Origin of the sequence: Streptomyces sp. NBC_01775 (assembly GCF_035917675.1) — a bacterium.
Taxonomy (GTDB): domain Bacteria; phylum Actinomycetota; class Actinomycetes; order Streptomycetales; family Streptomycetaceae; genus Streptomyces.
In genome coordinates this window covers 6676531-6691418 of sequence record NZ_CP109104.1, presented here as the reverse complement: position 1 = coordinate 6691418, position 14888 = coordinate 6676531, and the positions used below count along the sequence as shown (strand labels likewise).

The following is a 14888-nucleotide window of genomic DNA, read 5'->3' as shown; positions in this document are numbered from 1 at the left end:
GCGTGGGGGAAACAGTAGCTGATATCACGAAATTCGACCCCGTTGCTTCTCCGTCCCGGGGGACGATGACGCGGAGAGGTCCGCGCACGTGAGCGGCCCGCGGAAGCCCCGGGGAGGGCAGGGGCGCAAGGCGGCCGTACTCAGCGCCATCGCCGACCAAGGCATCGCGGCGGCCACCAACATCGCCGTACTCATCGTCGCCGCCCGGCAGTCCACCGCGGCGGCCTTCGCCACCTTCTCCCTCGTCTACACAGTCTTCACGGTCCTGCTCGGCCTGACGGTCGCCTACGTCGGCCAGGCCCTCGTGCTGGAGAACGGCGCCCGCGCCACCGTGGCGCGGGCGTGCCGCTCGGCGGTGGCCTTCACCGCGACGGCCGCCACCGCCGTGGGACTGCCGGCGGCGACCGTGCTGTGGGCGGTGGGCGGGGAGACCACGACGGGCCTGGCGGCCCTCGGTCTGGTCCTGCCGGTCGTGCTCACCCAGGACACCACCCGCTACGCCTTCTCGACCCTCCGGCTGCCCCACCACGCGCTCGCCGCCGACCTGTTGCGGATGGCGGCCGTCATCCCGGCGCTCGCGGCGCAGCCGCACGGCGCGGGCGCGGCGCGGCTGATCGCCGTGTGGGGCCTGTCGGCGCTGCCCGCGCTGGCGCTGGCCCTGTGGCTGCTGCGCAGTCGCACCAGGGAGGCGGGCGACACCGGAGACGCGGCAGGGCCAGGCGCGAGCCGCTATCTGCGGCGGGGGCATCTGGGGCGCAGGTTCGCCGTGGAGTTCGGGGTCGGCAACGCGGGTACCCAGCTCGCCGTCGTCGGCCTCGGGCTGATCGCCAACCCGCTCGCCGTGGGCGCGCTGCGCGGCGCCACCACGCTCTACGGCCCCATGAACGTGCTGTTCAACGCCGCGACCGGCTTCGGCCCCCCGCTCTTGAACCGTCTCCGGGACCAACGCCGGGCCGCGCGGGCCGCGTTCACGGCGGGCGGCGTGCTCGCCGGGGTCGCCGCCGGGTGGACGACGGTGCTGGTGCTGCTGCCGGACCGCTACGGCCGGGCCCTGCTGGGCGAGACCTGGGGCCCGGCCTCGCACCTGCTGCCCGCCACCGGCAGCCAGTACGCGGCGATGGCGCTGGGCACCTGCGGGCTGCTGACACTGCGGGTGCTGCGGCCCCGCACCACCTTGCCGATCCAGCTGGTCTTCTCGCTGCTGTCGGTGGGCTGCATGCTGGGCGGCTACGCGCTCGGCGGGGTCCTGGGCGCCGCGTGGGGCCTGTGCCTGGGCTCGGCCGCCAAGTGCACGGCGAGCTGGCTGCGGGCCGCGCGGGTGCTGCGTACGCCGCGAGAACAGGACGGCGAACGGGAGCAGGACGGCGAAGCGGCCGACGGGAGCGAAGGGGGCGAAGGGATCGGCGGGAGCGAAGGGGGCGGCGGGGTCAGCGCGGCTGCGCGTCCCGGCCCCCGCGAAACGTCGTGACGAGCAGCACGCACACCACCGCGATGCCCACCCTGCCCATCCCCTGGAGCAGGGAGCCGCGCAACAGGATGAAGCTGTACCCGGCCACGAGCGGCACCACGACGGCCAGCACGCTGCCGGGCCCCTCCGACCCGCCGAGGCCCCCTGAGCCCCCGGAACCCCCGGAACCCCTCGCGTCCTGCGCGGCGTCTCGGGGAGCTTCCTCCTCCGTGCGCCGCGCGTAGCGGCGGTCCACGCGGGAGGCGGCGTAGCCCACCCCGGCGAAGCCCAGCGCCATGCCCAACGGGCCGAAATCCAGCCACAGTTCGGCCCACAGCGGGGAGGACAGGTTGGGATAGGGCATGCCCATCCACTCCCCCACCCGCGTCCCCGGATCGTGCGGCTTGCCCGTCCACACCGACCTCGGCACGAAGAACCCCACGGTCCCGGTGAGCTGCCTCCCGTAGCTGTGGCCCTCGCCCGAGCCGACGAAGGTGATGGTGTTGGCCAGCATGCCCGTCTGGTCGTAGTCCTTCATCGTCAGCGGCTCCAGCAGCGAGCCGCTGGGCTCGGGCCGGTCGGCGCCCTCCTCGTAGCGGAACTTGTCCGCGAACGGAAAGACCACCAGCGCGATCGCCACCCCCAGCGCGAGCGAGGCCCGGTACATCACCGGGCTGCGCGGAAAGGCCGTGAACAGCAGCGAGAACAACACGGTCAGGAACCAGTAACGCGGGTTGGACACCGGGTTGTTGACGATGGCGTTCAGCCCGAACATCGCCAGCCACAGCAGCCACACCAGCGGACTGCGGCGCGCGGCGCGCGAGGTGACCAGCCAGCGCGTGAGGAACAGCAGCGCCAGCAGCGCGGGCACGGTGCCGAACCCGCGCAGGAACGCGGAGCCCGCCTCGGAGGCGGCCTCGGCGCCCGCGCCCGCCGTCGCGCCCTCGACGCTCTCGCTGATCTCCTGCCGGTTGCTGAAGAAGACGGCGGGCCCGCCCAGCTGCACGACCAGCAGCCCGCTGCCCACGAGCGCCACGGCCACGAGGACGTACAGGCGCGGCCTGTGCACGGTCGCGGGCGTGCGGTGCCGCTCGTGCAGCCTGCTGCGCAGCGGCGGCCGGTGGCGCGCCAGCAGGGCACCCACGTCGAACGCGACGATCCCCGCCAGCACCAGCGCCGTCGCCAGCACGGTGTCGGCGCGGGGGCCCACCACGGGGGTGGGGGTGGCGTCCAGCACGGTCTGGGCGAGCGGGGCGACGCCCATGGCGATGTAGACGAACAGCCAGAACGCGCTCTGGATCAGACGGCGACGCGCCGTCAGCACCATCGCCGCCAGGCGGGTGCCGGCGTAGGCGCACGTGGCCAGCTGGAGCCAGTAGGCGGTGTCGTGCGGCCCCGGGCCCGGCGCGGTGGCGACCGCCCCGGGCAGCACGGCCACCAGGCCGATGACCAACGGCACGGTCAGCGCCCGCGACAACACCGCACGCGGCGCTGTCCTGGCCAGCCATGTGTCGGTAGCCGTCATTGTTGCCCCCGCGGGCTGAATTCAGCCCGTCTGGGGGCACCTCCCGGCCGAAGGCTGGGGGAGTTCGAGGACGAGCCTCTTCGGCGATTGAGGAGTTTCGGGAAGGGGAGGGGCAGGGGCAAGCCCATCGGTCACCGGTCCATCACACGGAGACCGACCGTCTCGTGAACGGGCTCCGCGCCCCGCGAGGGCCGAGCCCGCGAGGGCGACGACGGCGGCTCCAACGGCGAGGGCCCACCCTTGGGCTCGCTCCCGCCCCCGTGGGAGTGCAAAAGGGCGCCCAGCACCACACCCCCGGCGCCGACCACCAACTCCCGTGCCCGCACCAGCTCATCCCGCCGAACCTCCCGCGGATCGCACACGATCAGCACACAGTCGACCCGGTCGATCAGCGCGATGGCGTCGGCGTACGACAACACCGCGGGGGCCAGGACGACGAGGACCGAGTCGCCCTGGTCGGCGTGCGCGATGAGCTGGGTGGCGGCGGAAGAGGTGAGCGCGCGCGGCACCTTGCTGACGCGGTGTCCGGGCACGAGGTCGAAGACGCCGGACTCCCCGGCGTCGATCGGCACGCGCAGCCCGGCGGGCCAGCCGATGGTGCCGTGGCCGGGCGCGCGGGCCCAGCCCGGCTGGACGCCGTCGGCCTGCTGGAGCCGCTCGGTGAGCGAGGGCGTGCGCAGGTCGGCCTCGACGAGGAGCACGTCCTTGCCCATCTCGGCGAAGGAGGCGGAGAGGTTGACGGAGGTGGCGAGCGCCGAGGCGATGCTGCCGCGCGGCGAGACGACGAGGATCCGGCGGCGGCGCGCGAACGTCTCGTCGTAGGCGAGCCGGAAGGCGACCGAGCGGTACTCCTCGGCCAGCCGCCCGTCCACGAGCAGCGAGCCACGGCCGCCGCGCCCCCGGCCCTGTCCCCGGCCACGGCCCCCGTCACGGCCCCCGCCAGCGCGCCCCTTGCGCGAGAATCGCTCGAAGCGGCGCGGGCGCGGCAGCGTGCCCAGCACGGGCGCGTGGAGGGCGCGTACGACGTCGCCGGGGGTGCGCACCACCGGGTCGAAGACGAGGCGTACCCAGGCGGCGAGCAGCCCGAGGCCGATACCGACGGCGGCGCCGAGACCGAGCATCAGCGCGAGGCCGGGCCCGGCGGGCGCGGCGGGCGGGGTGGCCTTGGTGACGACCCGGCCGGGGGTGGTGTCCTGGGCGCGCAGGGTGCTGATGCTGCTGCTGAGCTCGGCGATGCTGGTGACGGCCGAGGCGTGCGCGGAGACGGTGCCGTCCAGAGCGCCTCGTTCGCCGGCTCCGGCGATCTCGTCGGCGAGCCGGTCGCGCTCCTTGACCAGGGGTTTGCGCTGCTTCTCGTAGGCGCGGACCGTGCGGTCGATGCTGGCGGCTGCGTCGTCCTGGCGGTTGTCGAGGTACGCCTCGGCGAAGGCGTTGGCGTTGCGTGCCGCCGTCTTCGGGTTCGCCGCGGTGTAGGCGAAGCGCAGCATCTGGGTCTCGGGCGGGTTGGTCACCTGGAGACCGGCGGCGAGCGTGGGGGCACCTCCCGGCCGGAGGCTGGGGGACGTGCCCGTGCTGGTCTTCAGGTCGTCGGCCGCGCGTTCGGCGACGACGCTGCTGAGCGCGGTGCGCCGCTCGGATCCCATGCTGATCTCACCGCGCGGCGCGTCCGGGCCCGCGGTGTCGGTCGACAGGGGCCGCACGGTGGTCTCGGTGGTCGCGGTGTAGGCGTCGCCTCCGCCGACGCCGAGCCAGCCGCCGCCCAGGACGCCCAGGAGCACACCGATGAGGATCAGCCAGCGGTAGTGCAGCAGCTGGCGGAACTGGTCGCGCAGCAGGTCGGGTTCGTCGTGGACGGGCGCGTGGACGGGTCGGGCCGCGTCCGGGGGTGCTCCGGCGCTCACGCTCATACGCGGGCTCCCCGGGGGCCGGAGGCATTCCGGCGGGCGGCGGTGGGCCGCGTCGGCGCCTCGTCCAGCGCCTCGTCCAGCAGCGCGGTGAGCCGGGCGAGTCCGGCGGCGCTGCCGAGGCGTTCGGTGGCGTAGGCGCGTCCCGTCTCGCCGAGCGCGGTGGCGTGTGCGGGGTCGGCGGCCAGGGCGCGGACGCCGTCGGCCAGCGCGCGCGGGTCCTCGGGCGGGACGAGCAGCGCGGCGCCGGCGCGGCGTAACTCCTCCGCCGTGCCGCCGCCTTCGGCGACCGAGGCGATCACGGGGCGGCCCGCGGCGAAGTAGGAGGTGAGCTTGGAGGGGACGCTCATGTCGAGCACGGAGGCGCGCTGGGTGACGGCCAGCACGTCGGCGGCTGCCAGCACGTCGGGGAACTCGGCCTCGGGCGCGGGGGGCATCAGTGTGGCGTTGGGCAGCGAGGCGGCCAGCGCCGCGAGCTGCCTGCGCTGGTTGCCGTCGCCCATGAGGACGACGCGCAGCGTGGTTTCGAGGCGTGCCGTCTCGACCAGCACCTCCAGGCCCTGCTTGAGGCCCATGTTGCCGGAGTGCAGCACGACGGTCTCGTCCTCGGCCCAGCCGAGGCGGGCGCGGGTCTCGGCGCGCGGGCGTGTGGGCCCGGCTATGTGGGACCAGTTGGGGACGGTGCGCACGCGGGAGCGGGGCACGCCCAGCGCGGTGACGCGCTCGACGAAGCTCTCGTGGATGACGCCGACCAGGGTGGCGGAGGCGAGCACCCGGCGCTCTACCGAGGCGGCGAGGGCCGCTGCCCGGTCGCCGCCCCGGATGCCGCTTTGCGCAGCCGCCGCGCCCATGAGGTCCTGGACGACGGGGATGAACGGCGCCCTCGCGGCGCGGGCCATGCGCGCGGCCAGCACCCCGCCCGCGAGGCTGGGCAGTTGGGCGACGACGATGTCGGGCGCTCCGCCGGTGCGCGGCGGCGCGAGCAGGCCGTGGCCCAGGATGGACGCCTCGTACAGCGCCCGGCGCAGTGCGCTCTGCCGGGCGGGGACGGTGTGCCGGCGGCGGTGTACGCGCACGCCGGCGCGGTCCTCGGTGACCCGCCAGCTGCCCCGGTAGGCCGGGTCGGTGCGCCAGGCGGGGTAGTGCGGCATACCGGCCAGCACATGGACGTCCAGGTCGTCCCTGGCCGCCCAGTGTTCGGCCAGCTGGGCGGCGTACGGGCCGATTCCGGCGCGCTCCGGAGCGTAGTTGGTCGACACGAGCACCAGACGGCGTGCGGGCACGCCGCTGCGATTCCCCATGGATCCCCCCATACGTCCCCCTTGATTCCCCTCGGGCAGCCTAACGCCTGTCGTACATCATTTCCCCAACATGTCCCTGTTTTCGCCTCGTTGTGATTGCATTCAGCGACGCGGCGGCCTGGGGAGGGCCGCCTCGCACAGTCACGGCTCATGCCCTGGGGGGACCTGTATGACCCGTACGACCCATACCGTCGGCTACGCGCCCGGCGCCTACGACCTGTTCCACGTCGGCCATCTGAACCTGCTGCGGCACGCCCGCGCGCGCTGCGACTACCTGGTGGCGGGCGTGGTCTCGGACGAGATGGCCGAGCGCGCCAAGGGCCGCCCGCCGGTGATTCCGCTGGTGGAGCGGCTACAGATCGTGCGCAGCATCCGCTTCGTGGACGGCGCGTTCGTGGAGACGGTGCCCGACAAGCTGGAGACATGGCAGCAGGTCCGGTTCGACGTCCTCTTCAAGGGCGACGACTGGCGGGGTACGCCCAAGGGCGAGCGGCTGGAGGCCGACTTCCGTACGGTGGGCGTGGAAGTCGTCTACTTCCCGTACACCGTGCATACCTCCAGCACTCAGCTGCGCCGCGTGCTGGACACGCTCGCGGCGCCCGAGCCCGTCAGCCGCGGGACAGCTCCCGGAACCATTTGACGCCGAACGCGACGGCGAAGAGCGCGTAGCAGACGAACAGCGCGGCATAGGCGGCCCGGAACAGCTCCGGGCCGCCCAGCAGCAAGAAGACGGCACAGAAGACGCCGTAGTCGACGGGCAGCAGCGCGAGGGCCCGCAGCCCGGAGGGGCCCGCGGCGCCGGTGCCGGGCGGCGGGACGGCGGGCCGGGGGCGAAGTTTGTCGGTGAGCAGCCCGCCGAAGAAGATCAGCACCGCGACGAGCTGGAAGCCGAGCGGCAGCAGCAGCCAGCCCTCGCCCGGGAGCGCGGCGAAGCGGTGGAAGGAGATCAGCACAGCGGAGTGCAGGGCCACGATCTTGGCGCAGTCCACGACGTGGTCCAGCCACTCCCCCGCCGGGCTGCCGCCGCCGCGCAGCCGCGCGAGCTGCCCGTCGGCCGAGTCGAGCGCGAAGCCGACGACGAGCGCGGCGTAGACGCACAGCCCGAGCGTCCAGGAGGGCCGCACCAGCGCGAGGGCCGCGACCCCCGCGAAGCTGAACGCCGCACTCAGGAGCGTGACCTGGTTGGGGCCGAGCCCGGCGCGGTGGGCCGCCGCCGCGAACACCCTGCCCAGGGGCCGGTTGATGTAGCGCGAGTAGAGCGAGACGCCCTTCGCCGTCTTCTGCGCGGCACGTAAGTCCCGCAGTGCTGTCCCGAATCCGTTCCGCTGCCCCATGAGGTTTCTCCATCGCCGCTCAGCCGCTTCGTACCCGTGGGCCCGACTTCGTCCCACCCGCCGCGCATACTGTGCCAGGCACCGCGCGGCGCGCCAGACCGCGCAGGGTAGGGTGCGTTCGCCGACTGACGGGGAGGGTGTTTCCAGGTGAAGGGGTTGAGGGCCCGCAAGGCCCCGCGCATACCGCTGGCCGCGCTGGTGACTACCGGGGCGCTGCTCGCCTCGCTCACCGGCTGTGTCACCGTGCACGGCGAGGCCGCGGTCGTCCCGGCCGTCAGCAAGAGCGAGGCGGCGAAGATCCTGAAGACCTTCACGGTCAAGAACAACCGGGCCAACACGGCGTACGACACGAAGCTGAACGCCTCGATCGAGACCGGCGCCCTCGGCGCCATCGACCAGGCGGGCCTCAAGTCGCGCAAGGAAGTGCGGCCCAAGGGCAACCCGGACTACCAGCGGCTGGAGCTGACCGACACCCGCTATCTGATCCCGAAGCAGGCGGGCTGGCCCAAGTTCTTCGTCACCGACTCCAGGAGCAACCGCAAGGGGAACGGCCGCTGGCTGTTCGTCTTCCAGCGCGACCGCGCGAACGGCCCGTGGAAGGCGTCCTACCTCGCGGTGGTGGACCCCGGTGCGGTGCCGGAGTTCGCACGGGACAAGGACGGCCATGTGAAGGCCGTACCGACCGGCGGCGCCTCCGGGCTGACGCTGTCACCGGACAAGCTGAGCAAGACCTACGCGCGCTACCTCCAGGAGGGCGCGGGCGACGACTTCGCCTCCGGGACGCACACCAACCAGCTGCGGGAGCGCCGCGTAAAGCTGACCAAGCGCACGGACGTGCGCAACGAGTTCGCCGAGCAGACGGCCGAGGCCCCGCAGTTCGCGCCGTTCGGGCTGCGGACGAAGGACGGCGGGGCGCTGACCTTCTTCACCTCGCGCCACCACCACAAGCAGACGCTGCCGCGCGGCTACCACCCGAAGATCAAGGACCCGCTGGTCAAGGCGCTGATGTCGGGCACGCCGAAGCAGTCGGTGACTTTCATGCGCGTCTCCGAACAGGCCGTGACGGTCCCGCCGAAGAAGTCCAACGGCAAGATCACCTTCCTGAGCCGCATCGAGGGCCTGACGGCGGCCCGAGGCAGCTAAGGTCGGCACCCGCCTCTTTCCCGCCGCGACGGCGGATGTCTTCCCCGCCGCGACACAGGCGCACCCCCACAAGGAGCCCGGCGGTGCCAAGCGCAGTTCAGGCTTCCCGCCACGACAGTGGATCTCTTTCCCGCCGCTGGGGGCACCTCCCGGCCGACGGCTGGGGGAGGAGGCGCACCCCCGCACGAGGACCGGCGGTACCAGGCACAGCTCAAGCGGGCCCGGCAGCATGCCGGAACGCAGCAAGGGGGACAGCCAAGTGCGGGCCTCAGCACATAGAGCGCCCAAGCCAGCGCAGCGCTACCGCACGGGCCAGGGCGCGACCTCTTCCATGCCCTCGACGCTGATGGCGTACTCCGCGCAGGCGTCGGTCAGCGTCTCCAGGAGCACCAGCGGCTCGGGCAGCACCGCGCCGGGCTCGGGGGGACGCAGCCAGCGCACCCCGGTTTCGTCGTCGGGGTAGTCGGGCAGCCGGGCGGGCGGCAGCAGCACGTAGCTGCCCCGGCAGTGCCAGCGCAGCCCGGGGTGCTCGTCCATCGTCTCGGGGTGGCAGTCCAGCTCGCAGGGCCACCACTCGTCCTCGTCGTCCGGGGTGCCGCGCGTCGCGGTGAAGAACAGCATCCGGTCGTCCCCCACGAGCGCGACCGGGCCGAGGGCCGGCTCGCCGGGCTCGGCGGTCTTCTCCAGCTCTTCGAGGCGGGCCAGCGCGGCGTATCCGGCCTCGGTGGGGACGTCGAGCACGTCGTGGGAGCGGCCGGTGGCGGTGATGAAGTTCGCCTGCGGCTCGGTGTGCAGCCAGCGCTCGATCTGGGCGCGGTCGGTGGTGGCCTGGGTCTGCCAGGCGAAGGAGACGGGGTGCCGGCCGGGGGTGGGACAGCCGATGCGGACGCAGGAGCAGCCGTATCCGGACGGGTGGGCCGCGGGGGCCAGCGGGAACCCGGCCTCGGCCGCGGTGAGCAGGAGGGACTCGCGGTCGCGCGCGGCCTCGGCGAGCGCGGCGGGCCGGTCGCCGCGCGCGCCCCATCGGCGCGCCCCTTTGCCCTTGGCTGTGGAAGGCCGCGCGGCCTTCCGGCGCAACCACTGGGCGATCCTGCTCTCGCTTTCCATCTACCGCCTCACTCCGCGACAGGGAACCGTGAATACCGAGGGTACGCAGCTATGAGGCGCGCTGAGGCCGGAATCCACGGATCACGGATGTCTCTGCTCTATCCTGCGCTCCTTCCCGCGTGATCCGGTACGCGGGGTCCTTCGGGTCACTCCACCGTGCCACTCGTACGGACGTTCTGCCCGGCAAATCCTCATATGGCCATCTAGCTTGGTGGCCATGGTCACAAAGACGATTCTCGTCCCGCTGATCGCTCTGGCCCTCGCCCTCCCCGCGCCCCCCGCGCACGCCGTCTTCACGAACGGCTCGCTGCTCGACCGGCTCCCCCGGATCATCTACACGGCACACCGCGGCGGCGCCCTCGAAGTCCCCGAGAACAGCATGGAGGGGCTGGCCGCCACCTATGCCCGGCGCCGGACGTCGGTATTGGACGTGGACATTCGGAGGCTGCGGGACGGCACGCTCGTGGCCATGCACGACGCGACCCTCAACCGCACCACCAACCGGCGCGGACGGGTCGCGGCGCTGGATCGCGCGGGCTGGAACCGGGTGCGGCTGCGGCCCCCGCGCGGGCTGCCGGGCCACTGGCGGGCCGAGCGTCCGCCGACCGTCAAGAAGATCCTGAAGCGCTTCGGCGGGCGCACCGTGCTGTTGCTGGAGCTGAAGGATCCGGCGGGGCTGACGCGGTTGCACCGGATGCTGCGCAAGCGGAAGCTGACCCGTTCGGTGTTCTTGGAGACCAACAAGCTGCGCGTGGCCGCCAGAGCGCACCGGCTCGGGCTGCTGACGGCGGTGTGGCGCTCGGCCCGTCAGATGAAAGGCGACCATCCGGAGCGCTGGAAGCGGTACGTCACCATGCTGAGCGTCGATCACCGCACCCCGGCCCGGCACGCCCGCAAGGCCGTTCGGTCGAGCATCCGGTACGTGTGGTCACACACGGTCAACACCCGCGCGGCCCGCGACCGGGTGCTGCGACTGGGCTTCGACGGCATCGTCACGGACGTACCCGGCAGGCTGGCGAGCCACCGGCACGGGTGAGCGGCGGGGGGGGTGAGCGGTGCGAGCAGGCCGGGAGGGGTGCGAGCAGGCCGAAAGGCGCCGCCGGGGTCAGGGCGTGCTTCGCGGTACGAAGGCGCGCAGGCACATCTCGACCAGCCGGTCGGTGAATTCGTAGGTCAGCGGGCCCGAACGGGTGAGCCAGCGCTGCTGGAAGGGGCCGAGCAGCATCTCGACGGCCAGGTCCAGATCGAGGTCGGGGTCGACCTGGCCCGCCCGCCGGGCCGCCCGCAGCCGTGCGTCGTAGACCGCCAGCCCTGGCTCCTGGAGCCGCTCGACGAACTGCGCGGACAGCTCGGCGTCGGCGGCCGAGGCGACGGCCAGCGCACGGTAGGGCGCCTCGAAGGTGGCGTCGGTGAACTCGTCGACGGTGGCGCGCAGGACCGCTTTCAGGTCGGCCTCAAGGTCTCCGGTGTCGGGGATGCCCGCGGCGTACGCGTCGTCGTCGACCACCGCGGTGAGTGCGTCGAGCAGCACGGCGGCCTTGGAGGGCCACCAGCGGTAGATCGTCTGCTTGCCCACCCCGGCGCGGGCGGCGATGGCCTCGATGGTCAGCCGGTTGTACCCGACCTCGCCGACCAGCTCCATGCTGGCGTCGAGGATCGCCTTGAGGGAGCGCGCGCTGCGGCGCGCGGCGTTGGGGGGCTTGGCCTGGGACGCGGAAGACATGACACGAACTTAACAGGAGAGAGAGACGAGACGAATCGTCTTGACAGGACGGGAGACCTCGCGCATGCTGGCCGTACGACGAGCGAGACGAATCGTCTCGATACGCGTCGCACAGCGACCGGGAGCACGAGGAGAGGAGCCCCTCATGGGCAAGGGACGCGACGGAAACACGCTGGGCGTGGGCGGCACGCGCTCGCGGAAGTCGCACAAGGCACTGCGCGGCGGCAAGCAGGACAACGGCTACGGCCCCGGCGGCACCGCCGATCCGGCCGCCCAGAAGCGCGAACTCCTGCGCAAACTGCGGGAGTCCCGGGAGTGAGCGGCCCTCCCATCGGGGAGGTCACCGCAATCCACCCGAAAAGGCTCCTCACGGAGGACCATGGGCGCACCAGGCGCACCGACCCCGTGAGGAGCCTTCGTTGTACGCAGCCCGTCGCTATCTGATGTGCCCCCCGGCTCACTTCCGCGTCACCTACTCCATCAACCCGTGGATGGATCCCGGCAAGCCGGTGGATCTGCCGCTCGCGCTCGCGCAGTGGGAGGACCTGCGCGACCGCTACCGCGCACTCGGGCACACCGTCGAGCTCCTCGACCCCGTCCAGGGGCTGCCCGACATGGTCTACGCCGCCAACGGCGCCACCGTCGTCCAGGGCCGGGTCCTGGGCGCCCGGTTCGCGCATCCCGAGCGCGCCGACGAGGCGGCGGCGCACCGCGCGTGGTACCGCGCACACGGGTTCGGCGAGGTCACCGAGCCCGCGCACATCAACGAAGGCGAGGGCGACTTCGCCGTCACCGCGAAGTGGCTGCTGGCGGGGCGCGGCTTCCGCAGCAGCCCGCTCTCGCACGGGGAGGCCCAGGAGTTCTTCGGCCGTCCCGTCATCGGCCTCGACCTGGTCGACCCGCGCTACTACCACCTGGATACGGCGCTGTGCGTCCTCGACCCCGAGCGGGAGGACGTCATGTACCACCCGCCCGCCTTCTCCCCCGGCAGCCAGGCCGTCCTCGCCCGGCTGTTCCCCGGGGCGCTGCTGGCGGAAGAGCCGGACGCGGCGGCGCTGGGCCTCAACGCCGTCAGCGACGGCCACCACGTCCTGCTCCCGCAGGCCGCCGCCGGGCTCCTCGCCCCCCTGCGCGCCCGCGGCTACGACCCGATCCCCACCGACCTGACCGAACTCCTCAAGGGCGGCGGCAGCGTCAAGTGCGTGACGGCTGAACTGCGCGCCTGACAGTCGGCCGAGGGCCGCGGACGGTCCGCCGGACCCGCGGCCCGCTCGTGTGGGGCGGCGGGTCCTGCGGGACTCTCACTCTGCTTCGGCATCCCCGGATTCCATGGGCCAGGGGTCGCCCCAGGCGGTCTTGCGGGCCTCGCGGTAGAGGGGGCCCTCGCGTTTGGTGACGGTGCGGCGGGTGAGGGAGCCCTTCTCCTCGCACAGTTCCAGGAGGACCTGGCCCTTGCGGAGCTGGGGTTTGCGGATGATCCGGGCGGGCGCCGGGGTGCCCTCGGGGTCGCGAACCGCCGCTACGTAGCTGAACTTCTCGTCCTCGTAGGGCAGTTCGCCGCCCTTGACGCGGCGGTGCAGCGAGGAGCGGCTGACCCGGACGGAGAAGTGGCACCAGTCCTCGCCCGGAACTATCGGGCAGGCCGCGTCGTGGGGGCACGGCGCGAGGACCCGCAGCCCGGCGGCGATCAGGGCGCTACGGGCCTCGATGACGCGCGCGTATCCGTCCGGCGTCCCCGGCTCGACGAGGACGACCGCGTGCCGCGCCGCGCGCACCGCGGCGTCCACAGCCGCGCGCCGGTCGTCCTCGGCCAGCTCGCCCAGCACGTACGAGACGGTCACCAGGTCGGCGGGGGCCAGCTCGGCCGCGCCGCCGCGCAGCGAGCCGCGGCGCCACTCCGCCTCGGGCAGCGGTCCGGCCGGCGCGCGGGCTGCCAGCTCGCGCCCGAGGTCGAGCGCGGGCTCGGCCCAGTCGAGCACGAGCGTGGTGCGCGGCGCCTGCCACACCTCGGCCGCCGCCCAGGTGGCAGCGCCGGTGCCGCCGCCGACGTCCAGGTGACTGCCCGGCGTCCAGTCGGGGATCCGGTCGGCCAGCTCGCGCAGCGCGGCGGACGCGGCGGCGAAGGTGGCGGGCATGCGGTAGGCGGCGTACGCCGCGACGTCGGCGCGGTGCCGCAGCACGGGGGCCTCGGTGGGGGTGCGGCCCCGGTAGCTGGCGATCAGCCGCTCGACGGCGGCTGCCGCCTGCCGTGCGGGCAGGCCCTCGACGAGTGCGGCGAGGGCGCCGCGCAGTTCTTGCTCGATCACCATGACAGTTTAGAAAGCCTCCCCACCCACACGCGCCGCCCCGTTCCCCACCTCGTCCCCCGTCCGTGCCATCCCGCCGCCGTACGGCCATGACCTGCGACGACGGGGGAACAGCTGACGTTGAGGACGGCCAGGGCAGTGACGGCCGGACGATCGGCCCGCACGAGAGGGATCGGCCCGTACGAGAGGGAGGGCGAGGATGAGGCTGGAGCCGGAGGCAGCGAGGGAAGCGCGCAGGGCGGACCGCAGGAAGCTCCGGGTGACTGCCTCGCGCCAGGCCATGACATCGCAGGCGGAACGGGTCCGCAGCAGGGCGGCCTCGGCCTTCTTCCCACCAGGACCAGCCGGGCAGGAACCTCGCCCGGATTCCGCCCAGCCCGCCCGTAGGTGTTCAGAAATCTCTTTTCACAAGGGGGCGAAGTTCAGCGGCGAGAGCTTCGTCGTCCACGACCTGGGGCATCTTCTTCCTGTCGCCCAGGATGATTTGCGCCGGGCAGCCGTCGTCGGCCCCACTGAGGGTGAAGGACTTTATGAGCCGGCCGGTTCTGGCCTCGAACACTCGGAATGTATAGTCGGCCGGGAACACTTTCCTGGTCACGCCTTCATAGGGGCCGCACTCTCCGACGGCTGACTTTCCTGTCAGGCGCGGCCAGGACATGCAGACAGCCAGTTGTGCCTGTTTGAAGTCGGCCTCCATGGGTGCGGTCTCGAACACCCGAGGCTTGGTGCCGTACTCGTCGTGTGTGGAGGAGGCCCAGGACGACGGGAGGCCCGGAGGGTACGCCGGCCCGCTGACCTCCGGATCATCAGTGTCGTAGAGCGCGAAACCGATCATCTTGTGCGTGCCCGCGCCGTCGTACGGGGGGCTCGCGGCATAAAAGGGCACGCCGCCTCGGCAAGCTTTGTCGTGAGGTGTTATCACTGGCTGCTTGCGGGTTGGCCCTTTGGACTCTTTCGGCTTTGCAGATGAAGAGGTCGCGGCATGAGGATTGCGCTGCGGGTCGCCGGAGCAGGCGGTGAGCAATATCAGGGACAGAAATACCAAGAATGCTCGCCCGCGCATAGCCTCTCCTTTTGGTGCGAATTGACCGCGCTACC

At 72.7% G+C, this 14888-nt stretch carries 14 protein-coding genes; 6 read left to right on the top strand and 8 right to left on the bottom strand.

Translation table 11 applies throughout. The annotated features are described in order from the left end of the window. Positions 1–88: 88 nt before the first annotated feature. Positions 89–1468, top strand: coding sequence for a hypothetical protein (locus OHB04_RS29815; RefSeq protein ID WP_326808668.1), 1380 nt, complete (start codon positions 89–91; stop codon positions 1466–1468). Here the strand turns inward: OHB04_RS29815 and OHB04_RS29810 are convergent. The 3 genes from OHB04_RS29810 to OHB04_RS29800 all read right to left on the bottom strand — a co-directional run bounded on the left by OHB04_RS29810 (position 1428) and on the right by OHB04_RS29800 (position 6189). After that, positions 1428–2972, bottom strand: a complete 1545-nt coding sequence (locus OHB04_RS29810) for an O-antigen polymerase (RefSeq protein WP_326690719.1) — start codon at positions 2970–2972, stop codon at positions 1428–1430. The two genes, OHB04_RS29815 and OHB04_RS29810, sit on opposite strands and share 41 nt — an antisense overlap. Positions 2973–3103: 131 nt before the next feature. Beyond that, complete coding sequence (locus OHB04_RS29805; RefSeq protein WP_326808667.1) at positions 3104–4879, bottom strand: lipopolysaccharide biosynthesis protein; 1776 nt, start codon at positions 4877–4879, stop codon at positions 3104–3106. Next, entirely contained in the window at positions 4876–6189 is a 1314-nt protein-coding gene (locus tag OHB04_RS29800) for a glycosyltransferase family 4 protein (protein WP_326808666.1), read from the bottom strand. The genes OHB04_RS29805 and OHB04_RS29800 overlap by 4 nt, the downstream gene beginning before the upstream one ends. A gap of 157 nt (positions 6190–6346) precedes the next feature. Between OHB04_RS29800 and OHB04_RS29795 the strand changes: the two genes are divergently transcribed. Then, positions 6347–6817: an adenylyltransferase/cytidyltransferase family protein gene (locus tag OHB04_RS29795; RefSeq protein ID WP_326690716.1), complete on the top strand. Its 471-nt coding sequence runs from the start codon at positions 6347–6349 to the stop codon at positions 6815–6817. Here OHB04_RS29795 and OHB04_RS29790 read toward each other — a convergent pair. Next, positions 6786–7511: a CDP-alcohol phosphatidyltransferase family protein gene (locus tag OHB04_RS29790; RefSeq protein ID WP_326690715.1), complete on the bottom strand. Its 726-nt coding sequence runs from the start codon at positions 7509–7511 to the stop codon at positions 6786–6788. The two genes, OHB04_RS29795 and OHB04_RS29790, sit on opposite strands and share 32 nt — an antisense overlap. 147 nt (positions 7512–7658) lie before the next feature. Between OHB04_RS29790 and OHB04_RS29785 the strand changes: the two genes are divergently transcribed. Beyond that, positions 7659–8654, top strand: coding sequence for a hypothetical protein (locus tag OHB04_RS29785; RefSeq protein WP_326808665.1), 996 nt, complete (start codon positions 7659–7661; stop codon positions 8652–8654). Positions 8655–8954: 300 nt separating this feature from the next. Here OHB04_RS29785 and OHB04_RS29780 read toward each other — a convergent pair whose 3' ends face one another. Next, a complete protein-coding gene (locus tag OHB04_RS29780; protein WP_326690713.1) occupies positions 8955–9761 on the bottom strand; it encodes a bifunctional DNA primase/polymerase in 807 nt (268 codons plus the stop codon). A gap of 217 nt (positions 9762–9978) precedes the next feature. Here OHB04_RS29780 and OHB04_RS29775 point away from each other — a divergent pair, with 217 nt between their 5' ends. After that, on the top strand, positions 9979–10797 hold the full coding sequence (locus OHB04_RS29775; RefSeq protein WP_326808664.1) for a glycerophosphodiester phosphodiesterase: 819 nt from the start codon (positions 9979–9981) through the stop codon (positions 10795–10797). 69 nt (positions 10798–10866) lie between these two features. Here the strand turns inward: OHB04_RS29775 and OHB04_RS29770 are convergent, their stop codons facing one another. After that, positions 10867–11484 (bottom strand): TetR/AcrR family transcriptional regulator, encoded by a 618-nt coding sequence (locus OHB04_RS29770; RefSeq protein WP_326808663.1) that lies wholly within the window; start codon positions 11482–11484, stop codon positions 10867–10869. 145 nt (positions 11485–11629) lie between these two features. On the opposite strand from OHB04_RS29770, the gene OHB04_RS29765 reads away from it, so the two are divergent. Then, the gene (locus OHB04_RS29765) at positions 11630–11803 is read left to right on the top strand and encodes a DUF6243 family protein (protein WP_326808662.1); all 174 of its coding nucleotides are present in this window, start codon (positions 11630–11632) and stop codon (positions 11801–11803) included. 100 nt (positions 11804–11903) lie between these two features. Next, complete coding sequence (ddaH, locus tag OHB04_RS29760; RefSeq protein ID WP_405803304.1) at positions 11904–12710, top strand: dimethylargininase; 807 nt, start codon at positions 11904–11906, stop codon at positions 12708–12710. A 75-nt stretch (positions 12711–12785) separates the two neighbouring features. On the opposite strand, the gene OHB04_RS29755 is transcribed toward ddaH, so the two are convergent. Together OHB04_RS29755 and OHB04_RS29750 are read right to left on the bottom strand one after the other, a co-directional pair. Beyond that, positions 12786–13793 carry a small ribosomal subunit Rsm22 family protein gene (locus tag OHB04_RS29755; RefSeq protein WP_326808661.1) on the bottom strand — a complete coding sequence of 336 codons (1008 nt, stop codon included), beginning with the start codon at positions 13791–13793 and terminating at the stop codon, positions 12786–12788. Between the two features lie 388 nt (positions 13794–14181). Beyond that, positions 14182–14853, bottom strand: coding sequence for a hypothetical protein (locus OHB04_RS29750; RefSeq protein WP_326808660.1), 672 nt, complete (start codon positions 14851–14853; stop codon positions 14182–14184). Between the last annotated feature and the right edge of the window lie 35 nt (positions 14854–14888).